At 63.9% G+C, this 21,611-nt stretch carries 23 protein-coding genes; 11 read left to right on the top strand and 12 right to left on the bottom strand.

The features are described from left to right. Positions 1–19: 19 nt before the first annotated feature. From ACR9YP_RS41155 to ACR9YP_RS41145, 3 genes are all read left to right on the top strand, one after another. Positions 20–1,117, top strand: a complete 1,098-nt coding sequence (locus tag ACR9YP_RS41155; RefSeq protein WP_438105685.1) for a calcium:cation antiporter — start codon at positions 20–22, stop codon at positions 1,115–1,117. A 22-nt stretch (positions 1,118–1,139) separates the two neighbouring features. Further along, positions 1,140–1,424, top strand: a complete 285-nt coding sequence (locus tag ACR9YP_RS41150; protein ID WP_128936488.1) for a cupin domain-containing protein — start codon at positions 1,140–1,142, stop codon at positions 1,422–1,424. 93 nt (positions 1,425–1,517) lie between these two features. Then, positions 1,518–2,462: a hypothetical protein gene (locus ACR9YP_RS41145; RefSeq protein ID WP_438105682.1), complete on the top strand. Its 945-nt coding sequence runs from the start codon at positions 1,518–1,520 to the stop codon at positions 2,460–2,462. A 21-nt stretch (positions 2,463–2,483) separates the two neighbouring features. Here ACR9YP_RS41145 and ACR9YP_RS41140 read toward each other — a convergent pair whose 3' ends face one another. From ACR9YP_RS41140 to rpsU, 3 genes are all read right to left on the bottom strand, one after another. Then, positions 2,484–3,134, bottom strand: coding sequence for a tetratricopeptide repeat protein (locus tag ACR9YP_RS41140; RefSeq protein ID WP_438105681.1), 651 nt, complete (start codon positions 3,132–3,134; stop codon positions 2,484–2,486). A 36-nt stretch (positions 3,135–3,170) separates the two neighbouring features. After that, positions 3,171–3,919, bottom strand: a protein-coding gene (locus ACR9YP_RS41135) for an IS5 family transposase (protein ID WP_474217651.1) whose coding sequence is annotated in 2 segments (ribosomal slippage) — positions 3,171–3,589 and positions 3,589–3,919 — 750 coding nt in all. Because the reading frame shifts where the segments join, the coding sequence is not laid out codon by codon here. Between the two features lie 281 nt (positions 3,920–4,200). Continuing rightward, positions 4,201–4,497 carry a 30S ribosomal protein S21 gene (rpsU, locus tag ACR9YP_RS41130; protein ID WP_008546194.1) on the bottom strand — a complete coding sequence of 99 codons (297 nt, stop codon included), beginning with the start codon at positions 4,495–4,497 and terminating at the stop codon, positions 4,201–4,203. Positions 4,498–4,759: 262 nt separating this feature from the next. Here rpsU and aqpZ point away from each other — a divergent pair, with 262 nt between their 5' ends. After that, the gene (gene aqpZ / locus ACR9YP_RS41125; RefSeq protein ID WP_438105680.1) at positions 4,760–5,482 is read left to right on the top strand and encodes an aquaporin Z; all 723 of its coding nucleotides are present in this window, start codon (positions 4,760–4,762) and stop codon (positions 5,480–5,482) included. An 82-nt stretch (positions 5,483–5,564) separates the two neighbouring features. Here the strand turns inward: aqpZ and ACR9YP_RS41120 are convergent, their stop codons facing one another. Together ACR9YP_RS41120 and purE are read right to left on the bottom strand one after the other, a co-directional pair. Beyond that, the gene (locus ACR9YP_RS41120) at positions 5,565–6,671 is read right to left on the bottom strand and encodes a 5-(carboxyamino)imidazole ribonucleotide synthase (RefSeq protein WP_474218760.1); all 1,107 of its coding nucleotides are present in this window, start codon (positions 6,669–6,671) and stop codon (positions 5,565–5,567) included. After that, positions 6,668–7,156 (bottom strand): 5-(carboxyamino)imidazole ribonucleotide mutase, encoded by a 489-nt coding sequence (gene purE, locus ACR9YP_RS41115; RefSeq protein ID WP_091888231.1) that lies wholly within the window; start codon positions 7,154–7,156, stop codon positions 6,668–6,670. Before purE ends, ACR9YP_RS41120 begins: the two co-directional genes overlap by 4 nt. Positions 7,157–7,297: 141 nt before the next feature. Between purE and ACR9YP_RS41110 the strand changes: the two genes are divergently transcribed. After that, on the top strand, positions 7,298–8,008 hold the full coding sequence (locus tag ACR9YP_RS41110; protein ID WP_474218759.1) for a GGDEF domain-containing protein: 711 nt from the start codon (positions 7,298–7,300) through the stop codon (positions 8,006–8,008). 2 nt (positions 8,009–8,010) lie between these two features. On the opposite strand, the gene ACR9YP_RS41105 is transcribed toward ACR9YP_RS41110, so the two are convergent. The 3 genes from ACR9YP_RS41105 to ACR9YP_RS41095 all read right to left on the bottom strand — a co-directional run bounded on the left by ACR9YP_RS41105 (position 8,011) and on the right by ACR9YP_RS41095 (position 8,860). Beyond that, on the bottom strand, positions 8,011–8,262 hold the full coding sequence (locus tag ACR9YP_RS41105) for a hypothetical protein (RefSeq protein WP_091888235.1): 252 nt from the start codon (positions 8,260–8,262) through the stop codon (positions 8,011–8,013). Positions 8,263–8,283: 21 nt separating this feature from the next. Then, the gene (locus tag ACR9YP_RS41100) at positions 8,284–8,502 is read right to left on the bottom strand and encodes a hypothetical protein (RefSeq protein ID WP_370990272.1); all 219 of its coding nucleotides are present in this window, start codon (positions 8,500–8,502) and stop codon (positions 8,284–8,286) included. Positions 8,503–8,653: 151 nt separating this feature from the next. Then, positions 8,654–8,860 (bottom strand): YdcH family protein, encoded by a 207-nt coding sequence (locus ACR9YP_RS41095; RefSeq protein ID WP_091888239.1) that lies wholly within the window; start codon positions 8,858–8,860, stop codon positions 8,654–8,656. A 328-nt stretch (positions 8,861–9,188) separates the two neighbouring features. Between ACR9YP_RS41095 and ACR9YP_RS41090 the strand changes: the two genes are divergently transcribed. Next, the gene (locus tag ACR9YP_RS41090) at positions 9,189–9,368 is read left to right on the top strand and encodes a YdcH family protein (RefSeq protein WP_025034152.1); all 180 of its coding nucleotides are present in this window, start codon (positions 9,189–9,191) and stop codon (positions 9,366–9,368) included. A 105-nt stretch (positions 9,369–9,473) separates the two neighbouring features. Here ACR9YP_RS41090 and ACR9YP_RS41085 read toward each other — a convergent pair whose 3' ends face one another. Continuing rightward, positions 9,474–10,577 carry an NAD(P)/FAD-dependent oxidoreductase gene (locus ACR9YP_RS41085; RefSeq protein ID WP_438105678.1) on the bottom strand — a complete coding sequence of 368 codons (1,104 nt, stop codon included), beginning with the start codon at positions 10,575–10,577 and terminating at the stop codon, positions 9,474–9,476. Positions 10,578–10,779: 202 nt separating this feature from the next. Here ACR9YP_RS41085 and ACR9YP_RS41080 point away from each other — a divergent pair, with 202 nt between their 5' ends. Genes ACR9YP_RS41080 through ACR9YP_RS41060 form a run of 5 tightly spaced genes read left to right on the top strand, consistent with a single transcriptional unit; the run spans position 10,780 to position 17,932 of the window. Then, positions 10,780–13,467 (top strand): sensor domain-containing protein, encoded by a 2,688-nt coding sequence (locus ACR9YP_RS41080; protein WP_438105677.1) that lies wholly within the window; start codon positions 10,780–10,782, stop codon positions 13,465–13,467. A gap of 36 nt (positions 13,468–13,503) precedes the next feature. Continuing rightward, entirely contained in the window at positions 13,504–14,982 is a 1,479-nt protein-coding gene (locus ACR9YP_RS41075; protein WP_474218758.1) for a glycerol-3-phosphate dehydrogenase, read from the top strand. A 52-nt stretch (positions 14,983–15,034) separates the two neighbouring features. Continuing rightward, complete coding sequence (locus ACR9YP_RS41070) at positions 15,035–16,204, top strand: ABC transporter ATP-binding protein (protein WP_474218757.1); 1,170 nt, start codon at positions 15,035–15,037, stop codon at positions 16,202–16,204. Then, complete coding sequence (locus tag ACR9YP_RS41065; RefSeq protein ID WP_438105674.1) at positions 16,201–17,115, top strand: ABC transporter permease; 915 nt, start codon at positions 16,201–16,203, stop codon at positions 17,113–17,115. Before ACR9YP_RS41070 ends, ACR9YP_RS41065 begins: the two co-directional genes overlap by 4 nt. A gap of 4 nt (positions 17,116–17,119) precedes the next feature. Next, positions 17,120–17,932: an ABC transporter permease gene (locus tag ACR9YP_RS41060; RefSeq protein WP_028138355.1), complete on the top strand. Its 813-nt coding sequence runs from the start codon at positions 17,120–17,122 to the stop codon at positions 17,930–17,932. Between the two features lie 104 nt (positions 17,933–18,036). Here the strand turns inward: ACR9YP_RS41060 and ACR9YP_RS41055 are convergent, their stop codons facing one another. The 3 genes from ACR9YP_RS41055 to ACR9YP_RS41045 form a co-directional block, all read right to left on the bottom strand. Further along, positions 18,037–18,888 carry a carbohydrate ABC transporter permease gene (locus tag ACR9YP_RS41055; protein WP_091888255.1) on the bottom strand — a complete coding sequence of 284 codons (852 nt, stop codon included), beginning with the start codon at positions 18,886–18,888 and terminating at the stop codon, positions 18,037–18,039. Next, positions 18,885–19,757, bottom strand: coding sequence for a carbohydrate ABC transporter permease (locus ACR9YP_RS41050; RefSeq protein WP_128946844.1), 873 nt, complete (start codon positions 19,755–19,757; stop codon positions 18,885–18,887). The genes ACR9YP_RS41055 and ACR9YP_RS41050 overlap by 4 nt, the downstream gene beginning before the upstream one ends. Before the next feature lie 94 nt (positions 19,758–19,851). Continuing rightward, positions 19,852–21,237, bottom strand: coding sequence for an ABC transporter substrate-binding protein (locus tag ACR9YP_RS41045; protein ID WP_091888259.1), 1,386 nt, complete (start codon positions 21,235–21,237; stop codon positions 19,852–19,854). Positions 21,238–21,611 lie beyond the last annotated feature (374 nt).

Here is a 21,611-nt window from a genome sequence, read left to right as displayed (position 1 = left end):
GAGCAAATGGAAGCGGTGGATGAGCGCGCATAGTCCGATGCCCCGGTCGGCCTGGATCTTCCCGGCGCTGGCGGTGCTGTTGTTCGCGGCCGTCAGCGCGACGGACTACGTGTTCACGCTGTCGCTGGGCGGGCTCGTCTTCGCCATTGTCCTTTTGGTCATCCTGTTCGGCACGGTATTCGCTGCGGTTCATCATGCCGAGGTGATCGCGGAGCGGGTTGGCGAACCCTATGGCACGCTGGTGCTGACGCTGTCGGTGACCATCATCGAGGTGGCGCTGATCACCACGATCATGCTGGGCGACAAGCCCGCGCCGGAACTTGCGCGCGACACCGTGTTCGCCGTGGTCATGATCGTCTGCAACGGCCTCGTCGGGCTCTGCATCTTCATCGGCGGCCTGCGCTATCGCGAGCAGGGCTTTCAGCTCTCCGGCGCCAACGTCTATCTCAGCGTGCTGTTCGCGCTGGCAACCATCACGCTGATTCTGCCGAACTACACCACCACCACGCCCGGGCCGGTCTATTCGGCGGTTCAGCTCGGCTTCGTCGACGTGGTCACGCTCGCGCTGTACGGGGTGTTTCTCTACACCCAGACCGTCTTGCACAAGGATTACTTCGTTCACGAGCGCGCGGACGGCGGCAGCGGTGGAGCGCTTCTATCGGGCCGGATGTTGGTGCTCAGCGTCGTGCTGCTGCTGATTGCGCTACTGGCGGTCGTGCTGCTCGCCAAGAAGTTTTCGCTGGTGGTCGACGCCGTCGCGGCCAAGATCGGTGCGCCGCCGGCCTTTACCGGACTTCTGGTCGCCCTCCTGATCCTGATGCCGGAAGGCGTCGCGGCCGTTTCGGCGGCCCGCAGGAACGACCTCCAGAAGAGCATCAACCTTGCGCTCGGGTCGTCGCTGGCAACCATCGGGCTGACCATCCCGGCCGTCGGCGTTGCCACCTACGCGCTCGACAAGGAGCTCGAGCTCGGCCTCAACGCCCAGGGCAGCGTGCTTTTGCTCCTGACCTTCTTCCTGAGCATGCTGACCTTCGGCACGGGCAGGACCAACGTCCTGTTCGGACTGGTCCATATGGTGGTATTTGCCGTCTACGTGTTCATGGTCTTCGTGCCCTGAGGCGCGATAAGGAGAGTTCCCGATGCTTGCCGCCAGGTCCGAGGTTCAGGTCGACAACGAGCAGGTTCGTGTGACCGAGTGGCGGCTTGCGCCGGGGAGCGCCACCGGGCACCACACCCACGGCATGGACTATGTGATTGTTCCCGTGGTGGCCGGGGAAATGACCATCGTGGCGCCCGGCGGCGAGAGGTCCAAGGCGCAGCTTGCGGCCGGCAAATCCTATTTCCGCAAAGCCGGCGTCCAGCATGACGTACTTAACGAAACCTCAACCGAGATCGTGTTCCTTGAAATCGAGCTAAAACCGTAAGTTGGCGTTACCGTTTGCCATCGATCCGTCGCAGTTGATCCCTCACAATGCCCCAAAGTTCCCGCATCAGATCGCGCGGGGAGTGGCCGAGAAATGCTGAAATACCTCGCTAAAATCTCGATGGATATTTTCCCCTCGGTGCTCGCGACGATCATCGGGGCCTACATCGTTAATCACTACATCAATGCCAAGCCCGCGCCTGATGCTCCTGCGACCGTGGTGGCGCCTGCCCAGACTGGCAGTGAGCGCAAGCCGGCGGACACCGCCAACCTTCCCGCACCCGGCGTCAAGGCCAAGGGGGTCTCCGAGAAGAGCGTTTCCGAGAAGAACGTGACGGACAAGGCGGCGGCCGAGAAGCCTGCCGAGACCAAGGCCGCAGACGTGGCTCCTGCCGAGACCAGCCCGCGTGGCCGCACCCCCGCACGCGAGAAGGCGGTCGCCAAGTCCGCCCCTGCGGCCACCGCTCCGGCTGCCGCGGCTCCCGCCACCGCCCCGGTGGTGGAGGCCAATTCGGCGCCGGCTGCGGCTTCCCCAGCCGCGAGCCCCGACGCCAACGACCTCGTGCGCGCCGCGATCGAGCGTCTGCGCAAATCGCCTGAGGGCAAAGCCGCTGAGGCCAAATCGGCCGAGACCAAGTCTTCGGAAACCAAGTCCGCTGAAAGGCCGGCGGAGCCTGGGTTGAGAGAAGCCGCCCGCATCCCGGAGGCCCCGCGTGTGATCACTGCGGAGCCGTCCACGGTGCGTCCGCTGCCGCCGCCGATCACGGTGTCGACGCCGTCATCCGAGGCCTATGGCAATGGCGGCTCGTCGCCGGTCAACCCGCCCTATACGGCCTCGGTCGGCAATGACGACCCGAATCGGGTGACGCCGCCGGCTGATATTCCCGTGCCGGTGATCGCACCCCCGCTCGATCTGCGTGCCGACGCCGGCGCGACCACGACCATGCAGCGGCCGAAGACCAATGTCGCCGATGAAATGCTGTCCGGCATGAAGTCGATGTTCCACGCCGTTCTGCCGAAGCCCGCCACCCCCGATTAGGACGGCATCTGAGCCGCGCTGTCAGCCGCCGACGCGGGCGAGGCCGCTGCGGGCGGCATCGTCGCGTGGGCGAAGCGAGACCGCCTTGGTGTAGGACGCCGCTGCCTTGGCCCTGTCGCCCAGCCGCTCATAGGCCTGTCCGCGGGTGGTCCAGACCTGGGCGTTGTGCGGATCGGCCTCGGAGGCCTCGTCCAGATCGGCTGCGGCCTCCTTGACCTTGCCGAGCGCGAGATAGCTGGTGGCGCGGCCGAGCAGCGGCTCGGCCTTCTGCGGGTTGAGCCCGCTCGCAGCACTGAAATCGGCGATAGCGAAATCGTGCTGGTTATTGCCCTGATAGATCAAGGCACGGCCATAGAGCGCCTGCGCATTGTAGGGATCGAGCCCGACCGCACGATTGAACTCGTCGAGCGCAGCTGCGGTCTCGCCTGACTTCGCCAGGGATTGGGCCTTTGCCGTGTGGACCTGGGCTTCGCTGACATTGACGGCGCTGACCGCGCTTTCGGCGGCCGCAGTCGCCTTCGGCGCCTCCTGAGGCTTCTCCTTCTCCGGCATCAGCGATCCCAGATCGAAGGAGCAGCTGCACAGCGCAATCCCCATCAAAGCCAGCACGAACGGCCGCTGCCAGATCTGGCGCAGCCGCGCCAAGCTGCGCTCGGGGAAAGGGGAGGCCATCTACGGTTCGCTCGCGCTAAGGCCTGTTTACAGTCGCTAGTTTGCGAGGAAAGCCGCGACGAGATTGAGGAGGCCGGCAAAGCAGGCGTCTGTCTTTTCGTAGCGAGTTGCGATGCGGCGGAATGCCTTGAGCTGGCAGAAGAAGTTCTCGACCAGGTGGCGCCATTTGTACATTTCGGCGTCGTGCGGGATGCGCCCGGCGCGGTCGGCCTTGGACGGGATGACCGCTGCGGCGCCGCGTTGGTTCAGATTGGCGCGCAGCCAGTTATTATCGAAGGCCTTGTCGCCGATCAGCGCTTCAAAATCGAGGCCAGTGATCAAAGGCTCGACGCCAATGCTGTCGTGACGCTGGCCGGGCAGCAGGGTGAAGCGAATGAGATTGCCGAGTGCGTCGACCAGAGCCATGATTTTGGTAGTCAGGCCACCACGCGAGCGGCCTATGGCCTGATTTTGAGTCCCCCTTTTGCCCCGGTGCCATGTTGGTGGACCCGGACGAGTGTGCCGTCGATCAGGACATATTCGAAATCGGGATCGTCACAGAGAGCTTTGAAGACCCGCTCCCAGACCCCCTTCTGCGCCCAGCGCCAGAAGCGCGTATACACTGTGAACCACTTGCCGAACGCTTCCGGCAGATCTCGCCACGGCGAGCCCGTGCGCGCAATCCAAAGAACTGCTTCGATAAAGAGCCGGTTGTTACGCCCGGTGCCGCCGGGATCACCGGCTTTGCCAGACAATTCCGGCGCAATCCGCTCCCACTGCGCATCGCTCAACATCAATCGAATCAAGGCTGATCTCCAATTTTCAGCCTTGAATCAATTTTCTACTGATTTGGGAATCCTGTCTGTAAACAGGCCTTAGAGCATGATCCGGAAAAGTGTGCAGCGGTTTTCCGAAAGAATCATGCTCAAACATCAAACCAAAGCGCGATGGCTTTCAATCCAATCTCATCGCGCTTTAGCGCCGCATCGGTAGTGCCCCCGTCCCAGCGAAGGCGCCGCTCACAAAACAATAACGCGGGCCAGGGGCCCGCGTCATCGAAAACTGAAGTCTTGCAAGATCCGGTAGATCAGCGCGGTCCGCGCGGACCCGCACCGGGGCCGCCACGACCACCGCGATCACCGCCGGGACCTGCGCCGAACACCGGCTTCGGCTTCATCGGCAGCAGGCCTTCGCGCTGCAGCTTCTTGCGGGCCAGCTTGCGCGCGCGGCGCACGGCTTCGGCCTTTTCGCGGGCCTTCTTCTCTGAGGGCTTCTCGTAATGGCCGCGGAGCTTCATCTCGCGGAAAATTCCCTCGCGCTGCATCTTCTTCTTCAGCGCCTTGAGGGCTTGATCGACATTGTTATCGCGAACGAGAACCTGCACGCGGCATCCTCTTCAGGTGGATCGGATTTGAATTCTGATAAGTCAAAGGGGATGGCGAAACGCGCAAGCCCTTAACCTTGAGCGCGCGGATGTATCAGACAAAACTGCAGATGTCCACCGGCCAAGGGGGATTTTGGGCCAAGTTCGGCCATTAAATGCGGCGAAAATACCTCTGTGCGGCCCCGATTTGGGCGATTCGGTGCCAATGATGGGGCCGTTTCCGGAGCTTTGCTCCGGAAACTTGAAATCAGGGGACTGACACATGGATATGAAAAAATACGCCGCGGAAGCCATCGGCACCTTCTGGCTCACATTCGCAGGCTGCGGCAGCGCGGTCATTGCCGCCGGCTTTCCCCAGGTCGGCATCGGTCTCGTCGGTGTGTCCCTGGCGTTCGGGCTCAGCGTCGTCACCATGGCCTATGCGATCGGCCACATCTCGGGTTGCCATCTCAATCCGGCCGTCACGATCGGCCTTGCCGCCGGCGGGCGCTTTCCGGCCGGCCAGATCCTGCCTTATGTGATCGCCCAAGTGGCGGGCGCGATCGTTGCCGCGTGGCTGCTCTATGTCATCGCGAGCGGGGCGCCCGGATTCGACGTCACCAAGGGCTTCGCGTCCAACGGCTATGACGCGCATTCGCCCGGCCAGTACAGCATGATCGTGTGCTTCCTCACCGAGGTGGTGATGACCATGATGTTCCTGTTCATCATCATGGGCGCCACCCATGGCCGTGCGCCCGCGGGCTTCGCGCCGCTCGCGATCGGGCTCTCGCTGGTGATGATCCATCTCGTCAGCATCCCCGTCACCAACACCTCGGTGAACCCGGCGCGCAGCACGGGTCCCGCGCTGTTCGTCGGCGGCTGGGCGCTGTCGCAGCTCTGGCTGTTCTGGGTCGCGCCATTGATCGGCGGCGCGCTGGGCGGGGTGATCTACCGCTGGCTCAGCGAGGAGCCCACAGGCATCGTCGCAGGCGTGAAGACCGCGTAATCGCTAGAGCATGATCCGGAAAAGTGTGCAGCGGTTTTCCGGAAAGATCATTAGGGGGATCGCAGCGATTGCTGCGGTCCCTTCACGTGCCTTTCATCGGCCTGACTTCGGTGATGTGTCCCATCTTGCGGCCGGGGCGCGGCGTGCCCTTGCCGTAGATGTGCACCGTGGCGCCGGGAACGGTCAGCCACTTGTCGTAGTCCTTGATCTCGTCGCCGATCAGATTGGTCATGGTGACGACTTCGCCGTGGCGCACGGGCTTGCCGAGCGGCCAGCCGGCGATGGCGCGGATGTGCTGCTCGAACTGCGAAATGGATGCGCCGTCCAGCGTCCAGTGTCCGGAATTGTGCACGCGCGGAGCGATCTCGTTGACCAGCACCTTCGGTCCGGTGCCATTGGCGAGCACGAACATCTCGACGGCGAGCACGCCGACATAGTCGAGCGCGGTCGCGATCTTGCCGGCGACGCTGCGCGCTTCCTCGGCGAGAGAATCCGGGATCGGCGCGGGCGCGCGCGATATCTTCAGAATGTGGTCGCGGTGCTCGTTCTCGGTGACGTCGAAACACTCGACCTGACCCGCGGCCGAGCGCGCGGCGATCACGGAGATCTCGCGCTCGAACGGCACGAAGGCCTCCAGGATCGCCGATTTGGTGGCGAGACTGGTCCACACCTTGGCGATGTCGTCGCCCTCGCGGATGATGGCCTGGCCCTTGCCGTCATAACCGAAGCGGCGGGTCTTCAGTACGGCCGGAAGACCGATTCGCGCGATCGCCTCGCGCAGCGACGAGACGGAGGTGACGTCGGCATAGGCGGCCGTGCCGATGCTGAGCCGCGTCACGAAATCCTTCTCGGCCAGCCGGTCCTGGGTGGTCTCGAGGATCTTCCGGTTGGGCAGCACCGGGCGGCGCGCATCCAGCACCATCGCGGCGGCCGCCGGCACGTTCTCGAATTCGTAGGTGATGACGTCGACGTCGTTGGCGAACAGCTCGAGCGCCTCGACATCGGCATATTCGGCGCAGGTCGCATTCAGGACCACGTCGAAGGCCGGCGAATCCGGATCGGGCGAGAACATCTGGCAGCGCAGCCCGAGCCGCGCCGCAGCCATGGCCAGCATCCGGCCCAGTTGTCCGCCGCCGAGAATTCCGATGGTGTCACCGGGCTTCAGCTTCACCTGCCTGGCGTCGGTCACGCCTTGTCCTCCGGACGCTCGGCAACCGCCTCGGTCTGCGCCTTGCGCCAGGCGGCCAGGCGACCGGACAGGGCGGGGTCGGACAGCGCCAGCACGGAAGCCGCCAGCAGCGCCGCATTGATCGCGCCGGCCTTGCCGATCGCGAGGGTGCCGACCGGGATGCCGGCGGGCATCTGAACGATCGAATACAGCGAATCGAGGCCCTTGAGCGTCTTCGATTCGATGGGCACACCGAACACCGGCAGTTCCGTCAGCGACGCCGCCATGCCCGGCAGGTGCGCGGCGCCGCCGGCGCCGGCGATGATGACCTTGTAACCCGCCGCCTTGGCGCCCTTGGCGAAAGCGAACAGCCGATCGGGGGTGCGGTGCGCCGAAACGATGCGGGTGTCGGCGGCGACACCGAGCGCGGCAAGCGTATCGGCGGCATGCCGCATCGTGTCCCAGTCCGACTGGCTTCCCATGATGATGGCGATCGGCGCGGTCATGACGTCAAATGTGCCCGGAAAACAGAAAGATAGGCCAGATTAAAGGTTCCGGCCGGCGGCTCGCAAGGCGGTGGCAAGGAGAAGGGAATGCACTATCCTGTCTTGGTGAATCCCCGCAAGCCTTCATTGAGCAGGATGCCCATGAAGAAACCAAAAAGGGCGAGTGCTGCGAAGGCCAAAACGGGCCGAAAGACCAGCGCCAGCCGCTCCAAAGCCGCTGCCAAGCGTCCGGCCAGGCCGGCGCGGCGCCGGACGCCGGCCGATGGCGCCACGGAAACCATCAAGGCGACCATCCGCGGCTTGCGGAGCAAGCTCAAGGCGGCGGAGCGGCGGGTCGCGGAGCTCGAGGCGGCCGCTGACACCGATTTCCTGCTCGAGATTCCGAACCGGCGCGGTTTCGAGCGCGAGCTCAACCGTGCCATTGCCTACATGAAGCGCTACCGCGCCAGCGGCGCGCTGATCGTGCTCGACGTCGATCGGCTGAAGCCGATCAACGATTCCTTCGGACACGCCGCCGGCGACGAGGTGCTGAAGGCGATTGCCGCGACGCTGACGCGGCGGGTCCGCGCCTCGGATGTGGTCGGTCGTCTTGGCGGCGACGAGTTCGCGCTGTTGCTGTGGAATCTCAGCGAGACCGACGCCAAGGCGAAGGCCGCCATCCTCGAGCAGGCGATCGACGAATTGTCTTTCACGTTTCAGGGCCGGCACGTGGTTGCGGGCGCTTCGGCTGGCGTGGCGCTGCTGGGGCCGCAGTCCGACGCGGGCCGCGCCCTCGAGGAAGCCGATGCCGCCATGTATGTGCGCAAGGCGCACCGGCGCCACGAGCGGCAGATCAGGCCCGTCAGCAGCTGATCCTACAGCGTGGTGAGATCTTGCGGCACATTGCCGAACTTGCGCAGCAGTGTGGCGTCGCCGAATTCGCCGGTCATGGGATCGCCGCTGCGGCTGAACGCGATCGCGCCGATGTGACCGGCACCGCGCGACAAGATTTCGGCCCGCCGCAACGCGGCCGCCGAACTCTGGCACTCCTCTGCGGCGCCCGCGACGGGCGATCCGTCAGCATCGATCAGGAAGGGCATTGCAACGTAGTAGGTCACATCCGACATGGCGTTGCTCCGATGTTGAACTCAGGCGGCGCTGCTCTTGCTCCGCATCTTGCTGAGCGAGGTCTCCGGAATGCAGCCGGCGGAAATCGCCGCCTGCAATTCCGCCAGCTCGGCTTCCAGATATTCATTGGCCATGATCAGCGCCTTGATGGTGCTGCGCAGATTGCCGTCGCACATCGCGATCGCCTGATCGCAAGCTTGTTCATAATGGCTGTTGTCGAGAAGGGCGGTTGCCGACATCTGCGTTGTCCTTCTGCCTTTCCTTGGCGTTTTCCCTTGGCGTTTTCCCTGGCCTGTCTGGAGCCGGGTCGTCCTGAATGTTCCTATTTTGTTCTTTTTGAGTCAAGCGGATTCGGATACGGCGAGCCGCCGCGAACGACCGGCTCAGGGCTCAGGCGATGATGTCGGGCGTGATCTGGTCTTCGATGAACGCGATGCGATCGCGCAACAAGAGCTTACGCTTCTTCAACCGCTGTAACCGCAACAGGTCGGGGGCGGGCGATTGATGCAGTGCATCGATCGCCGCATCGAGATCTCGGTGTTCCTGCTGCAACCGGGTGAGCTCGACTTCGAGCTCACGCTCGTTTTCATTGGTCATGTCTGCGGTGGCCGAAAACCGATAGGCGTGAGATCTGGGCTGTGGATGCCCTGTGGAAATTATCGTCCTTGCGCGGCGTGACCGCAAGCGATCTGCGGTCATTGCCCGCCGATCTCCCGCAACATATTTCTGCGAGTCGCTGCGCCGCCGCGCAGACGCATTGATATCATGGATTTTTCTCGCGTGGTTCCTTACTCACGCTTCGTTACATATGAATTTTCAAAAATGACGCCGCGACGACGGATACCCATCGACAGAACGAATCGGTGATGTACAGTCTCTCGTCCGGATCGAATCCTGAGGTTCAACCCTACCGAGGAGGTTTCGAATGACAATTCAGGCACATCTTGTTGAATTGGAACGGAAGCACAAACTTCTCGAAAACGAATTGCACGAAGCTCTCGTGCACCTTTCAACAGACGACCTGCAAATTGTTGAGTTGAAGCGCCGGAAGTTGATGGTCAAGGACCAGATCGAGCGTCTGAAGCAAGGCGACACGCTCCACTAGTGACCCCCGTAACAGCGTAGAGTTGATCATACCCTTTCAAGCGGGGATGAGTGCGTTTGCGCTCACCCCTGCTGCAATGTGCGTCGTGCAAAATTTGCGCGGCGCCTAGATGTCTGCGAGTTCGGAGACGTGATCGGCGATCGCAAGCGACGACGTCAGTCCCGGCGATTCGATGCCGAACAGGTTGATCAAGCCTGCGACGCCGTGATCGCGCGGGCCCTGCATCAGAAAATCCTGCGTGGCCACCGCCGGCGGCACGATCTTCGGGCGAATGCCTGAATAGCTCGGCATCAACGCCCCGTCGGGCAGCGTCGGCCAGTATTTGCGGATCGCGGGATAGAAGCGCTCCGCGCGTGACGGATCGACCTCGTAATTGATCGTCTCGATCCACTCGACGTCAGGGCCGAAGCGGGCCTGCCCTGCCATGTCCAGCGTCAGGTGCACCCCTAACCCGCCGGGCTCGGGCACCGGGTAGATCAGGTGCGAGAACGGCGCCCTTGCATTGCAGCTGAAGTAATTTCCCTTGGCAAGATAGGCCGGCGGAATCCGGTCCAGCGGCATGCCGTCGATGTTGCGCGCCACCGTCGTTGCCGAGAGCCCCGCAGCATTGATGAGCAGGTCGCATTGCAGCGTCATCGGCGCCTCGCCGCCAGCCTCGATCTCGATACCGCCGGCGGCTGCCTTGGCACGGACCAGTGGCGTGTGGAACGCGAAGGCCGCGCCGGCCTCCTCGGCGTCGCCGCGCAGCGAGAGCATGTAGGCGTGGCTGTCGATGATGCCGGTCGACGGCGACAGCAGCGCGGCGTCACAGGCGAGCGCCGGCTCCAGCGCGCGTGCGGCCTCGCCCGAAAGCAGCTGCATGTCGAGCACGCCGTTGGCCTCGGCATGTGCCTTGATCGATTGCAGCTTCTCCGTCTCTTTCGCGCTGGTCGCGACGATCAGCTTGCCGCAATTTTTGTGCGGGATGCCGCGCTCGGCGCAGTAGCGGTAGAGCGCGTGCTTGCCGCCGACGCACATGCGCGCCATCCAGCTGCCGGCGCGGTAGTAGATGCCGGCATGGATCACCTCGCTGTTGCGTGAGGAGGTGATGGTGCCGATGGCCTCGGCTTCCTCGAGCACGATGACCTCGCGTCCGGCCTGCGCGAGCCGTCGAGCCACCGCGAGCCCGACCACGCCGGCTCCGATGACGACGCAATCGACTTTATCCATGGTCGTGCAGGACGTCCGCTGGAAGCGCCGGTGGCAGCGGCTCTGGAATCGAGGGCGCGCGGCCGTTTTCCGTTAAGGAAGCATTTATCATGTCAGGGCAATTGCCGTATTTCGCGTCAAATTTTTCCGTTGCACATACAGGCGTTTACCCGATCCAAACCCGTGAAGCCAGACAATCCGACGTTGAAATAGCGGGTGGCTGATGTCTGAGAAGAACTGGCACGTGGGCAGCACGCTTCCGATCGCTGTGCAGGCCGTCCTGTGCCTGGCCGGCGCGGTCGCGCCCGCACGCGCCGTTGCGCTGTCGGACAGCTTCACCGCTCCAGGTGATCTCGCCAAGCTCGATGCCAGCGTGATCTGGGAAGTCCTGATCGCGGGCCTCGTCGTCTGCTCGTTTCTCGCCGCGATCGCGCTGTGGATCCATTCCTCGCTGCGCCGGACCAGGCGTTTGCAGCTGCGGCGCAATGCCTTCGTCTCCTCCGCCATGAACAATCTCAACCAGGGCGTGGTGATGACGGATGCGCAGCGGCGCGTCATCTTCTGCAACGACCGCTATCTCGATATCTATGGCCTGACGCGGTCGGATGTCCGGGCCAACATGAACGGCTACGAACTCCTCGCGCTGCGACGCAAGCGCGGGGTGCTCGGCGGCGCCTCCGACGACGAGTTCTACGAGAAGGCGACAAGCAGCAACGGATTGATCACCGAATTGCCGGATGGACGGGCCATCCTGGTGAAATTTCACGTGCTGCCGAACGGCGGCTCGGTGGCGACGCATCTCGACGTCAGCGAACAGCGCAGGCTGTCGCAACAGCTCGCCGCCACCAAGCAGTTCCTGGAAACGGTGCTGGACAACGTGCCGGCCTGTGTTGCCGCGAAGAACATCGAGGACGGCTGCTACATCTTTGCGAACACCGCCTATGAGCGCTTCTGGGGCTTCTCGCGGGATCACGTCGTCGGCAAGAATGCGCGCGAGCTGTTTGCGCCCGCCTCGGCGGCCAGCATCGAGGCGGCCGACCAGGCCGCGCTCAATTCGCCGGACGGCCAATTCCGCAACGAATTCGAGGTCGAGCGTGGCGGGGAGCGGCGCATGGTCGCCTCGATCCGGATCGCGGTCCGCAATGAAAGCAATCGGCCCGGATTCTTGCTGCTGGTCTTCGAGGACATCACCGACCGCCGCTCACTGTCGCAGGAGCTGGAGAGCGCCAAGAAGTTCCTCGAGCTCGTGGTCGACAACATCCCGGTGGCGCTGATCGTCGAGCAGGTCAAGGATGGCCGCTATCTGCTCGCCAACCGCAGCGCCGAGACGATTCTCAACCGCAGGCGCGAGGAGGCCACGGGCCTGACCGCCGCCGATATCTTCAATCCCAAGGAAGCCAAGCTGATCATCGCGCGCGACGAGGCCGCGATCAAGAAGCGCGGGATGATCACCGAGGAGCATCCGATTTCCACCAAGGACGGCCTGCGGCTGTTCCTGACCCGCCGCGCCACCGTGCTGAGCGATGCCGGCGACCCGCAATATCTGATCAAGACCCACGAGGACGTCACCGATCGCCGGCAGACCGAGTCGCGCATGGCGCATATGGCCTATCACGACGGCCTCACCGACCTGCCGAACCGCGCCGCCTTCCTCCAGGCGCTGACCCAGATGATCGAGGCCTGCGAAGGCACCGGCGAGGAGTTCGCCGTCCTCTGCGTCGACCTCGACGGCCTCAAGGAGGTCAACGATGTCTTCGGCCATGCGCTCGGTGACAAGCTCCTGATCGAGGTGGCCCAGCGGCTCCAGGATTCGGCGCGCGGCGGCGTGGTGGCGCGCCTGTCCGGCGACGAGTTCGGCCTCATCATCGATGGCAAGCAGCCGGAGGCGGGTCTGGCGCTGGCGCAGCAGCTCGGTGAGGCCGTCGCCCGGGAATTCCAGATCGACGGCCGACCGGTCCGTGCTGGCGCCACCACCGGCATGTCGATCTTCCCCCACAATGGCGCCGATGGCGCCTCGCTGCTTGCCAATGCCGGCGCGGCGCTGTTCCGCGCCAAGCAGAAGTCGCGCGGCACGATCAGCCTCTACCAGCCGGAGATGGACCAGCAGATCCGCGACCGCCGCGTGCTGCACCAGGACCTCTCGATGGCGATCAAGAATGGCGAGCTCTCGCTCGCCTTCCAGCCGCAGGGCGCCGCCGGCCACAGCGTCGCCGAGAGCGAGATCATCGGCTTCGAAGCATTGGCGCGCTGGCAGCATCCGGTGCGTGGCCAGGTTTCGCCGGCCGAATTCATCCCGATCGCGGAAGAGAGTGGCCTGATCGTCGAGATGGGCGAGTGGATTCTGCGCGAGGCCTGCCGCGAGGCCGCGTCCTGGCCAAAACCGCTCCAGGTCGCGGTCAATCTGTCGCCGGCGCAGTTCATGCACGGTGACGTGGTTGGCCTCGTCCATTCGATCCTGATCGAGACCGGCCTTGCACCAGGTCGGCTCGAGCTCGAGATCACCGAGGGCGTGCTGATCGAGGACTTCGACCGCGGCCTTGCGCTGCTGCGCCGGCTGAAGGCGCTCGGCGTGCGGATCTCCATGGACGATTTCGGCAGCGGCTATTCCTCGCTGAGCTATCTCCAGGCGTTCCCGTTCGACAAGATCAAGATCGACCGCGCCTTCATCATCAATCTCGGCCGCAACCCGCAATCGGCGGCGATCGTGCGCGCTGTGATCGATCTCGGTCACGGCCTCGAAATGTCGATCATCGCCGAGGGCGTCGAGACCCTCGATCAGCTCGCCTTCCTTGCCAAGGAGGGCTGCGATGGCGTGCAGGGCTATCTGCTCGGCAAGCCTCTGCCGATCGGGAAATATGCAGGCCTCGTCGGCCGCGCTGAGGTCATGGAGCTTGCGCTCAAGACCGGCTAATGATGATGGGGCGCTTCGCTCCTTCTCAACGGCCTCATGGCGGATTACGACCTTGCGATCATCGGCGGCGGCTTGAACGGTGTCAGCCTCGCGCGCGATGCGGCTGGCCGTGGCCTGCGGGTCATTCTGTTCGAGCAGGGCGATCTCGGCGCCGGCGCGTCGTCGGCGACGCCGCGGCTCGTTCATGGCGATCTGTCGGTTCTGGAACGGCGCGGCTTCTGGCGGGTGCGGCGGGCGCTGGCGGAGCGCCGGACCTGGCTCAGGATCGCGCCGCATCTGGTCCGGCCGATGCACTTCGTCATCCCCGCCCATTCCGAGGAACGCCCGCCATGGCTGCTGCGTGCCGGCCTGTTGCTTTATGACAGCCTCTCCAGCCGGAATGGGCTGCCTGTCGCGACGACCCTCGACATCACGCATCATCCGGTCGGCAACGCGCTGAAGCGTCCGTTCGGCACGGCGTTCGAATATTCGGACTGCGTCGTCGATGATTCCCGCCTGGTGGTGCTCACGGCGCTCGATGCCGCCGAACGTGGCGCGGCGATCCGGACCGGGGCGCGCTGTGTCCGCGCCGATCGAACCGACACCTGGCGGCTTGCGGTGGTCGATCGTGGCCACCGCCGTACGATCACGGCACGGGCTCTGGCCAACGCCACCGGCGCCTGGACGCCGATGGTCGCGGAGACGGTGCTGCGGCAGCCGCAGCCCGCCATGGCCGCCACGCAGATGAGCCAGATCATCGTGCCGCGGCTGTTCTATTCCGATAACGTCTACGTTTTCCAGAACAACGATGGACGACTGATCTTTGCCCAGCCCTTCGAGCGCGACTTCACCCTGATCGGCACGGTGACGCACGACTTCACCGGCGATCCCGCGATCGTGGCGATGCCGGGAGCCGACATCAGCTATCTCTGCGAGGCGGCCAGCCGCTATTTCCGCGAGCGCGTGACCCCGAGCGACGTGGTCCGGACGGTCTCCGGTGTCAATCTGACGCTGGCGTCCGTGCGGCAACGCGATGGCACGACCCTGTTCCACGCGCGCCGGCGCAAGGCGCCGCTGATCACCATGTTCGGCGGCGATGTCACGACGTCGCGCCTGCGCGCGGAGCGAGCGATAACGAAGCTGACGCCGTTCTATCCGATGTCGCCGCGCTGGACCGCCGGCGCGGCGCTACCGGGCGGGGACTTTGCCTGGGATCGTTTCGACACCGAGGTCGACCTCGCGCGAGACCGCTGGCGCTTTCTTTCGGAGCCGCAGGCCCAGCGCCTGGTCGCGGCCTATGGCTCGCGCCTGCCGGCGGTGCTCGGCGAGGCGAAGACCCGTGAAGAGCTCGGCCCCGCCTTCGGTCCCGAACTGACCGGCGCCGAAGTGCGCTATCTGATGGCCTGCGAATGGGCTCGCTTTCACGACGACGTCCTGTGGCGCCGCTCCAAGCTCGGCCTGACCATGCCCGCGGCTGATCGCGACGCGCTGGCCGCGTTCATGTCGGATGTGAACGATTCATCCCGAACCGGTTGAGCTAGGGACGATCGGCCGCTAGCGTGCGGCGGAATCGGGGCTGGCAGGGAACATGACGGACGAGTTGCCCAGAACAGACGCGGCCAATGCGGCCAGCGGAGATCAACATCCGGCGGCCGGGCAGCCGTTGCTGCGCATCGAGGGCGTCGCCAAGACGTTCGGGACGTTCCGTGCCGTGGACGGCGTGTCGCTCGACATCAAGGCCGGCGAGTTTTTCGCGCTGCTTGGTCCGAGCGGCTGCGGCAAGACCACGCTTTTGCGCATGCTCGCCGGTTTCGAGGCGCCGGACGAGGGGCGCATCCTGCTCGGGGGTAAGGATATCGCGCAGGCCTTGCCGCACGAGCGTCCGATCAACATGATGTTCCAGAGCTACGCGCTGTTTCCGCACCTGTCGGTGCGCGACAACATCGCCTTCGGCCTGAAGCGTGCCGGCATGGCGCGCGCCGACGTCGCCTCGCGTGTGGCGGAGATGGTCGCACTGGTGAAGCTCGAGGGACTTGAGAAGCGCAAGCCCGACCAGCTCTCCGGCGGCCAGCGCCAGCGCGTGGCGCTGGCCCGCGCGCTGGCCCGCCGACCGCAGCTCCTGCTGCTCGATGAGCCGCTCGCAGCTCTCGACAAGAAGCTGCGCGAGAGCACGCAAGCCGAACTGATGGAGCTGCAGCGCCGGCTCGGCATGACCTTCATCATCGTCACCCACGACCAGGAGGAGGCGATGACGATGGCGAGCCGGATCGGCGTGATGAATGCCGGCAAGCTGGCGCAGGTCGCGAGCCCACGCGAACTTTACGAGGCGCCGCGCTCGCGCTGGATCGCGGAATTCGTCGGCGACGTCAATTTGTTCGAGGGCGAGTTCAAATTGCGCGACGGTCATCGCCTGGTCATCGCCACGCGCGAGGCCGGGACTTTGGTTGCGGCCGAGCCGCGCGAGCGGGTGAGCGAGGCGAAATTGTCGGTCGCGATCCGACCCGAGAAGGTCAAGCTCTCGCGCCGCGGCCCGGTGTTTGAGGCCGGTCGTGAAACGGCGATCAACAGTCTGGACGGTGTGATCGCCGACATCTGCTATCTCGGCGGCATCACCACCTATAAGGTGAAGCTCGACGACGGCGGAATGGTGCAAGCTTCAGTCGTCAACAGCGCGCGTCTCGACGTCGACGCCTACAGCGTGAACCAGAACGTCGTCGCCTGGTTCACGCCCGACGACTGCGTGGTGTTGCCGTCATGAGCGGACGCCGCATCTTCGCGCGGCCGGCGCGTTTTGCTGCCATCGCGCCTTACGTCTGGATGGTGCTGTTCTTCCTGGTGCCGTTCGCCTTCGTGCTGAAGATCAGCCTGTCGCAGACGGCGATTGCGCAGCCACCCTACGAGCCCGTGTTCGACCTGGCGGCGGGATGGGAAGCGCTGAAGACGGCGCTTGCTGCGTTGTCGATCGATAATTTCAGGCTGCTGATCTCCGACGACATCTATGTATTCGCTTATGTGCGCAGTCTCACCGTCGCCGTCACGGCGACCGTGCTCCTGCTCCTGATCGGCTATCCCATCGCCTATGGCATGGCGCGGCTGCCGAAGCGCTGGCAGGCGGTGGCGATGGTGCTGGTGATCGTGCCGTTCTGGACCTCGTTCCTGATCCGCATCTATGCCTGGATCAACATCCTCCAGCACGACGGCTTGCTCAACCAGATCCTGCTGGCACTGCATCTGGTCAGCCAGCCCGTCGTGTGGCTCTCCACCGACAGCGCAATGTATATCGGCATCGTCTATTCCTATCTGCCGTTCATGATCCTGCCGCTCTACGCCACGCTCGCCAAGATGGAGCCGGCGCTGGAGGAGGCGGCCGGCGATCTCGGCGCGCCGCCCTGGCAGGTGTTCTGGCTCGTCACCTTCCCGCTGTCGCTGCCCGGCGTCGGCGCCGGCGTGCTCTTGTGCTTCATTCCCATCGTCGGCGAGTTCGTCATTCCGGACCTTCTCGCGGGCTCCAACGCGCTGATGATCGGCCAGACCCTCTGGCTCGAATTCTTCACCAACAAGGACTGGCCGGTCGCGTCCGCGGCGGCCATCGTGCTGCTGGTGGTGCTGCTGGTGCCGCTGCTGCTGTACGAGCGGCTTCAGAAGCGGCAGCTGGAACAGGGGCGCTGAGACGATGCGCAAGCTCTCCCGTCTCTCCCGCTTCAACATCGCCTCGCTCGCGCTGGGGCTGGCGTTCCTTTACCTGCCGATCCTCATCCTCGTCATCTATTCCTTCAATGCCTCGCGCCTGGTGACGGTATGGGGCGGCTGGTCGCTGCGCTGGTATCACGAGTTCTTCAACGACCGCGCCATGATCGAGGCTGCCTGGATGAGTCTGCGGGTTGCGGTCTCGTCCGCGACCATTGCCACGCTGCTCGGCACGCTCGCAGCGGTCGCGCTGTCGCGCGGCGAGCGGTTTCGCGGCCGGACGCTGTTCTCCGGCATGCTCTATGCGCCGCTGGTGATGCCGGAGGTGATCACCGGATTGTCGCTGCTGCTGCTGTTCGTCGCGCTCAATGCCGAGCGCGGCTTCTGGACGGTGACGATCGCCCACACAACGCTGACGATGTGCTTCGTCGCCGTGGTCGTGCAGTCCCGTCTCGGCTCGCTCGATCGTTCGCTGGAGGAGGCGGCGATGGACCTCGGCTGCGATCCTGTCCGCGCCTTCGTGGCCGTCACGCTGCCGCTGATTGCGCCGGCAATCGTCGCCGGCTGGATGCTGGCATTCACGCTGTCGCTGGACGATCTCGTGATCGCGAGCTTCACCACCGGCCCCGGCTCCGCGACCTTGCCGATCCGGATCTACTCGGAGGTGCGGTTGGGGGTGAAGCCGGAGATCAACGCGATCTGCACGCTGGTGATCGCCCTGATCGCGGTGGTGATCGTCATCGCCTCGCTCGCCTCGAAGCTGTCGAGTTCGCAGGGCGAGAGCGCGGCGCCGCTGTGAGCCGATCGTCATTGCGAGCAAAGCGAAGCAATCCAGAAATGCCCCCCGCGGAAACACTCTGGATTGCTTCGTCGCTACGCTCCTCGCAATGACACGAAGGGCTGTTACGACTTCACCGCACCTGCCGTGAGCCCGCCTACCATGTAGCGGCGGAAGGCGTAGTAGACCGCGGCCGGCGGCAGCGCGTAGATGAAGCCGGTCGTCATCAACAGCTCCCACGGCGAGTCGTCGGCGGCGAGGAAGTTGCCGAGCGCGACGGGGAGGGTGATCTCGCGGTCGTTCGAGAGCAGCAGGAACGCGTAGAGATATTCGTTCCAGGCCAGCAGCACCGCATAGGTACCGATCGCGACCAGCGACGGCATCATCAACGGCAGATAGACCAGGCGGAAGATCTGGAGCGTCGTCGCGCCGTCCATGACGGCGGCCTCGTCCAGCTCGACCGGCAGTTTGTCGGAGGCCTGCTTGAGCACCCAGATCGCGTAGGGGCTCGCGATCGTCACCATGGCCAGGATCAGTGACCAGTGATTGTTGAGCAGGCCGTAATTGCCCATGGTGCGATACATCGGCACGGCGAGGAACGCCGCGGGGATGAAATAGGTGAAGAGCGCGAGGTTCAACACCATGCGTCCGCCCGGCACCTTCAGCCGCGAGATCGAGAACGCCGCCGCGGTCGCAATGAACAGGGTCAGCACGCCGACGGACGCCGCGATCAGCGTCGAATTCCAGAACTGAACGTAGAAGTCGCGCAGGAAATAATGCTGCTGCTTGAACACGATCTCGAAGTTATGCAGCGTTGGATGATCCGGCCACAGCTTGCCCGAGAACGCGTCCTCCTTGGGGGAGATCGCGAACAGGAACATGTGATAGATCGGGATCATCGTCCAAAGGAAGACGGGGATACCGATCAGCAGCAGCCGCGCTTCGATCGCGACTTCGCGCAAGGAGGGGAGCTTCATCGCGACAACCGTTTCATCATGAAGTACACGAGCGGCAGGACGAACGGCATCGCGCAGACGATGGACGCCATGGCCAGCGAGAGCTGGTCGAGCCGGAGATAGCGGATGCCGAGCGTCGACAGCACGTGCGTTAGGTCGGCCGGGCCACCGCCGGTGAGCAGATAGACGCTGTTGAAGTCGCCGAGCGTCCAGATCATCGAGAGCAGCGTGCAGGTGACGTAGAGCGTCTGCATCGACGGCCAGGTGATGTAGCGGAATTTCTGCCACCAGCTCGCGCCGTCGACCTCGGCGGCCTCGAACAGATCGTGGGAGATCGCGAGGCGGCCGGTGATCAGGATCAGCGTCCAGAACGGTAGCGACTTCCAGATGTGCACGGCGATCGCCATGGTCAGCGCCACGGTGGGATCGTTCAGCCAGTTCGGGCCGTCGTCGCCGGTGAGGGTGAAGATGAAGTGGTTGATCATGCCCCATTCGGGATTGAGCATGAAGCGTACCGACAGGATGGTCGGGATCGACGGCACGGCCCAGGGCAGGATGAAGATCACCGAGAGCCATTTGATCCAGGTGCGCTGCTGGGCGAAGAAGCCGGACAGGAACAGCGCGATCAGCATCTTGATGTTGATGCCGATGACCAGGAAGATCAGCGTGTTGACGGCGGCGCGCGCGAAGATCGGGTCGTTGTAGAGCGCGACATAGTTCGCCGGGGCGCGCGCCAGCCACAGCCCGTAGCCGACGGGATAGACGACGAAGGCGAGGAAAACGAGCAGATAGGGCGCGAGCAGTACGATGCCCCAGACCTGCGCCGGGGTCAGCCGCGACGACAGGGGCGGGCCGGGGATTGCCTGATCGCCAGAGAGCGTGATCGCCATTCTTTTCGGTCTCTTCAAAGAGAAGCCGGCCGCGAAACGCGGCCGGTGTTGTTCTTATACCTTTCCCCGCAACGCGGGGAGAGGGGCGGATGACTTAACCCGCGACCTGCTTGATGCGGGCGATCAGTTCGTCGACGGCCTTGTCGACCGGAACCTTCTCGCTCACCACCCGGTTCATCGCCTTCGCCCACACGTTCTCGTTGTTGAGGATCGTGAACTTCCAGTTCTTGGTGAAGTCGAACGCGGCGGTGCCGCCCTTGAACTGCGTGTAGACCGCCTTGCGGTGCTTGTCAGCCTGCCAGAACGGGCTTTCCTGGCTTTCCTTCGTCACCGGGAACCAGCGGCCGAGTGCGCCCTCGATATAGGGACGGACGTTCTCTTCCTGGAGCAGGAAGCTGATGAACTGCTTCGCCTCGGCCTTGTTCTTGGCCGCGGTGAAGACCAGCCCGGTCTTGACGTCGGAGCGGTAGCGGATGGTCGAACCATCGGGCGCCTTGGGGAAGGACGCCGTGATGATGTCCTGTTCATAGGCCTTCTTGCCGGCGTCGCGCTGCTCCTGGGTAAGGGCCTGGTTCTGCGAGTCCTCGAACCATTTCGCCGCGATCGAGATCGTGAAATTGTGAGTCATCACGATGGTCTTGTTGTGGAAGGCGACGTTGTTGTCAGGATCCTTCCAGGTCGTCGAGGAGGGCGGCGTGCAACCCTTGATGTAGGTGTCGGTGTAGTCCTTCATCGCCTTGATCAGGTTCTCGCGGACCTTGGGATCATCGACCAGCAGCTTGCCGTCGTCGTCAACCAGCTTGACGTGGTAGGCGTCCATGAAGGTGTAGAACGACTGGAAGGCGTCGGTGGATTCCACGCCCATCGGCTGGCCGACGGCATAGATGCGCTGGCCGGTCGCCTTGCGGATCGCCGGCTGCACCTTGTCGCACCAGAACGTCCAGTAGCCCGTCCAATCGGTCGGAATGTCGCTCTGCTTGAAGCCGGCCTTCTCCAGCATGTCGTTCCAGATCTGGACGTGCATGCTCTGCTGCTTCAGCGGGAAGCCGTAATAAGCCTTCTTCTTGGTCACGTCGTTGTAGAGGATCGACGCGTCCAGCGTGTTCTGCACGAACCGGCCCTTGATCGGCTCCATGACATCCGTGAGGTCCTCGAGCTTGCCCTCGTAAGCCCACTTGCCCTGCGCTTGCACGTCATAAGAGTCGGAGTAGGCGACATCGGGCACCGTGCCGGCATCGAGTGCGGCGACCGTCTTCGGAATCATGTCCTGGATCGCGTACTGCGACAATTCGACCTTGATGCCGGTCTTGGCTTCGAACTTCTTGATCGTGTCGATCAACGCATCGTCTTCGGAGCGATAGAAGCCCTTGCCCCACCAGACCGTAATCGTCTTCTGCTGCGCAAAGGCGGGTGCAGTGGCCGCAAACAGCCCAACCGCAGCGACCGCCAATGATACTGCGCCAATAACCTTGGATCTCACGTTTTTCTCCCTCAAACGGCCGGTGTTTTTAACCGGTCGTATAAAACACTAGCGCATGGCGGAAGTCTGATCTAGCGCCATCTTGTCAGACCAATGTCGTGGGGATGGAGCCTCGCGGAGATGCTTAATGCGTGCATCGATCCAATCGCCGCATCAATTCGCGGCAATCAATTCGCCTTGTGCGTTCTGGCTTGGCCTGACAATGCGCGGCTGCTCGCCGCCAGCGAGAGGCATTTTAAGCAGTATGAGGACTGAACGCAACGCAACCCGCTCGCAAGGCAGCGGTGCTCTGGCTGCAGGGCCAAAAATGCCTCTGTGAAACGGGCGGATTGATCCGAGGAACTCCGGTTCGACAGGGAACGGTCTTGCCCCGC

The sequence above is a fragment of the Bradyrhizobium sp. BR14999 genome, assembly GCF_056106085.1.
Note: the sequence above shows the minus strand (reverse complement) of the source record. Positions and strands in the feature narration are given on the sequence as shown.

What these genes read in the sequence shown, in the direction of transcription:
- ACR9YP_RS41155 (WP_438105685.1), top strand. Translation starts at nt 20, where the DNA reads ATGAGCGCGCATAGTCCGATGCCCCGGTCGGCCTGGATCTTCCCGGCG.
- ACR9YP_RS41150 (WP_128936488.1), top strand. Translation starts at nt 1,140, where the DNA reads ATGCTTGCCGCCAGGTCCGAGGTTCAGGTCGACAACGAGCAGGTTCGT.
- ACR9YP_RS41145 (WP_438105682.1), top strand. Translation starts at nt 1,518, where the DNA reads ATGCTGAAATACCTCGCTAAAATCTCGATGGATATTTTCCCCTCGGTG.
- ACR9YP_RS41140 (WP_438105681.1), bottom strand. Translation starts at nt 3,134, where the DNA reads ATGGCCTCCCCTTTCCCCGAGCGCAGCTTGGCGCGGCTGCGCCAGATC.
- aqpZ (WP_438105680.1), top strand. Translation starts at nt 4,760, where the DNA reads ATGGATATGAAAAAATACGCCGCGGAAGCCATCGGCACCTTCTGGCTC.
- purE (WP_091888231.1), bottom strand. Translation starts at nt 7,156, where the DNA reads ATGACCGCGCCGATCGCCATCATCATGGGAAGCCAGTCGGACTGGGAC.
- ACR9YP_RS41110 (WP_474218759.1), top strand. Translation starts at nt 7,298, where the DNA reads ATGAAGAAACCAAAAAGGGCGAGTGCTGCGAAGGCCAAAACGGGCCGA.
- ACR9YP_RS41105 (WP_091888235.1), bottom strand. Translation starts at nt 8,262, where the DNA reads ATGTCGGATGTGACCTACTACGTTGCAATGCCCTTCCTGATCGATGCT.
- ACR9YP_RS41100 (WP_370990272.1), bottom strand. Translation starts at nt 8,502, where the DNA reads ATGTCGGCAACCGCCCTTCTCGACAACAGCCATTATGAACAAGCTTGC.
- ACR9YP_RS41095 (WP_091888239.1), bottom strand. Translation starts at nt 8,860, where the DNA reads ATGACCAATGAAAACGAGCGTGAGCTCGAAGTCGAGCTCACCCGGTTG.
- ACR9YP_RS41090 (WP_025034152.1), top strand. Translation starts at nt 9,189, where the DNA reads ATGACAATTCAGGCACATCTTGTTGAATTGGAACGGAAGCACAAACTT.
- ACR9YP_RS41085 (WP_438105678.1), bottom strand. Translation starts at nt 10,577, where the DNA reads ATGGATAAAGTCGATTGCGTCGTCATCGGAGCCGGCGTGGTCGGGCTC.
- ACR9YP_RS41080 (WP_438105677.1), top strand. Translation starts at nt 10,780, where the DNA reads ATGTCTGAGAAGAACTGGCACGTGGGCAGCACGCTTCCGATCGCTGTG.
- ACR9YP_RS41075 (WP_474218758.1), top strand. Translation starts at nt 13,504, where the DNA reads ATGGCGGATTACGACCTTGCGATCATCGGCGGCGGCTTGAACGGTGTC.
- ACR9YP_RS41070 (WP_474218757.1), top strand. Translation starts at nt 15,035, where the DNA reads ATGACGGACGAGTTGCCCAGAACAGACGCGGCCAATGCGGCCAGCGGA.
- ACR9YP_RS41065 (WP_438105674.1), top strand. Translation starts at nt 16,201, where the DNA reads ATGAGCGGACGCCGCATCTTCGCGCGGCCGGCGCGTTTTGCTGCCATC.
- ACR9YP_RS41060 (WP_028138355.1), top strand. Translation starts at nt 17,120, where the DNA reads ATGCGCAAGCTCTCCCGTCTCTCCCGCTTCAACATCGCCTCGCTCGCG.
- ACR9YP_RS41055 (WP_091888255.1), bottom strand. Translation starts at nt 18,888, where the DNA reads ATGAAGCTCCCCTCCTTGCGCGAAGTCGCGATCGAAGCGCGGCTGCTG.
- ACR9YP_RS41050 (WP_128946844.1), bottom strand. Translation starts at nt 19,757, where the DNA reads ATGGCGATCACGCTCTCTGGCGATCAGGCAATCCCCGGCCCGCCCCTG.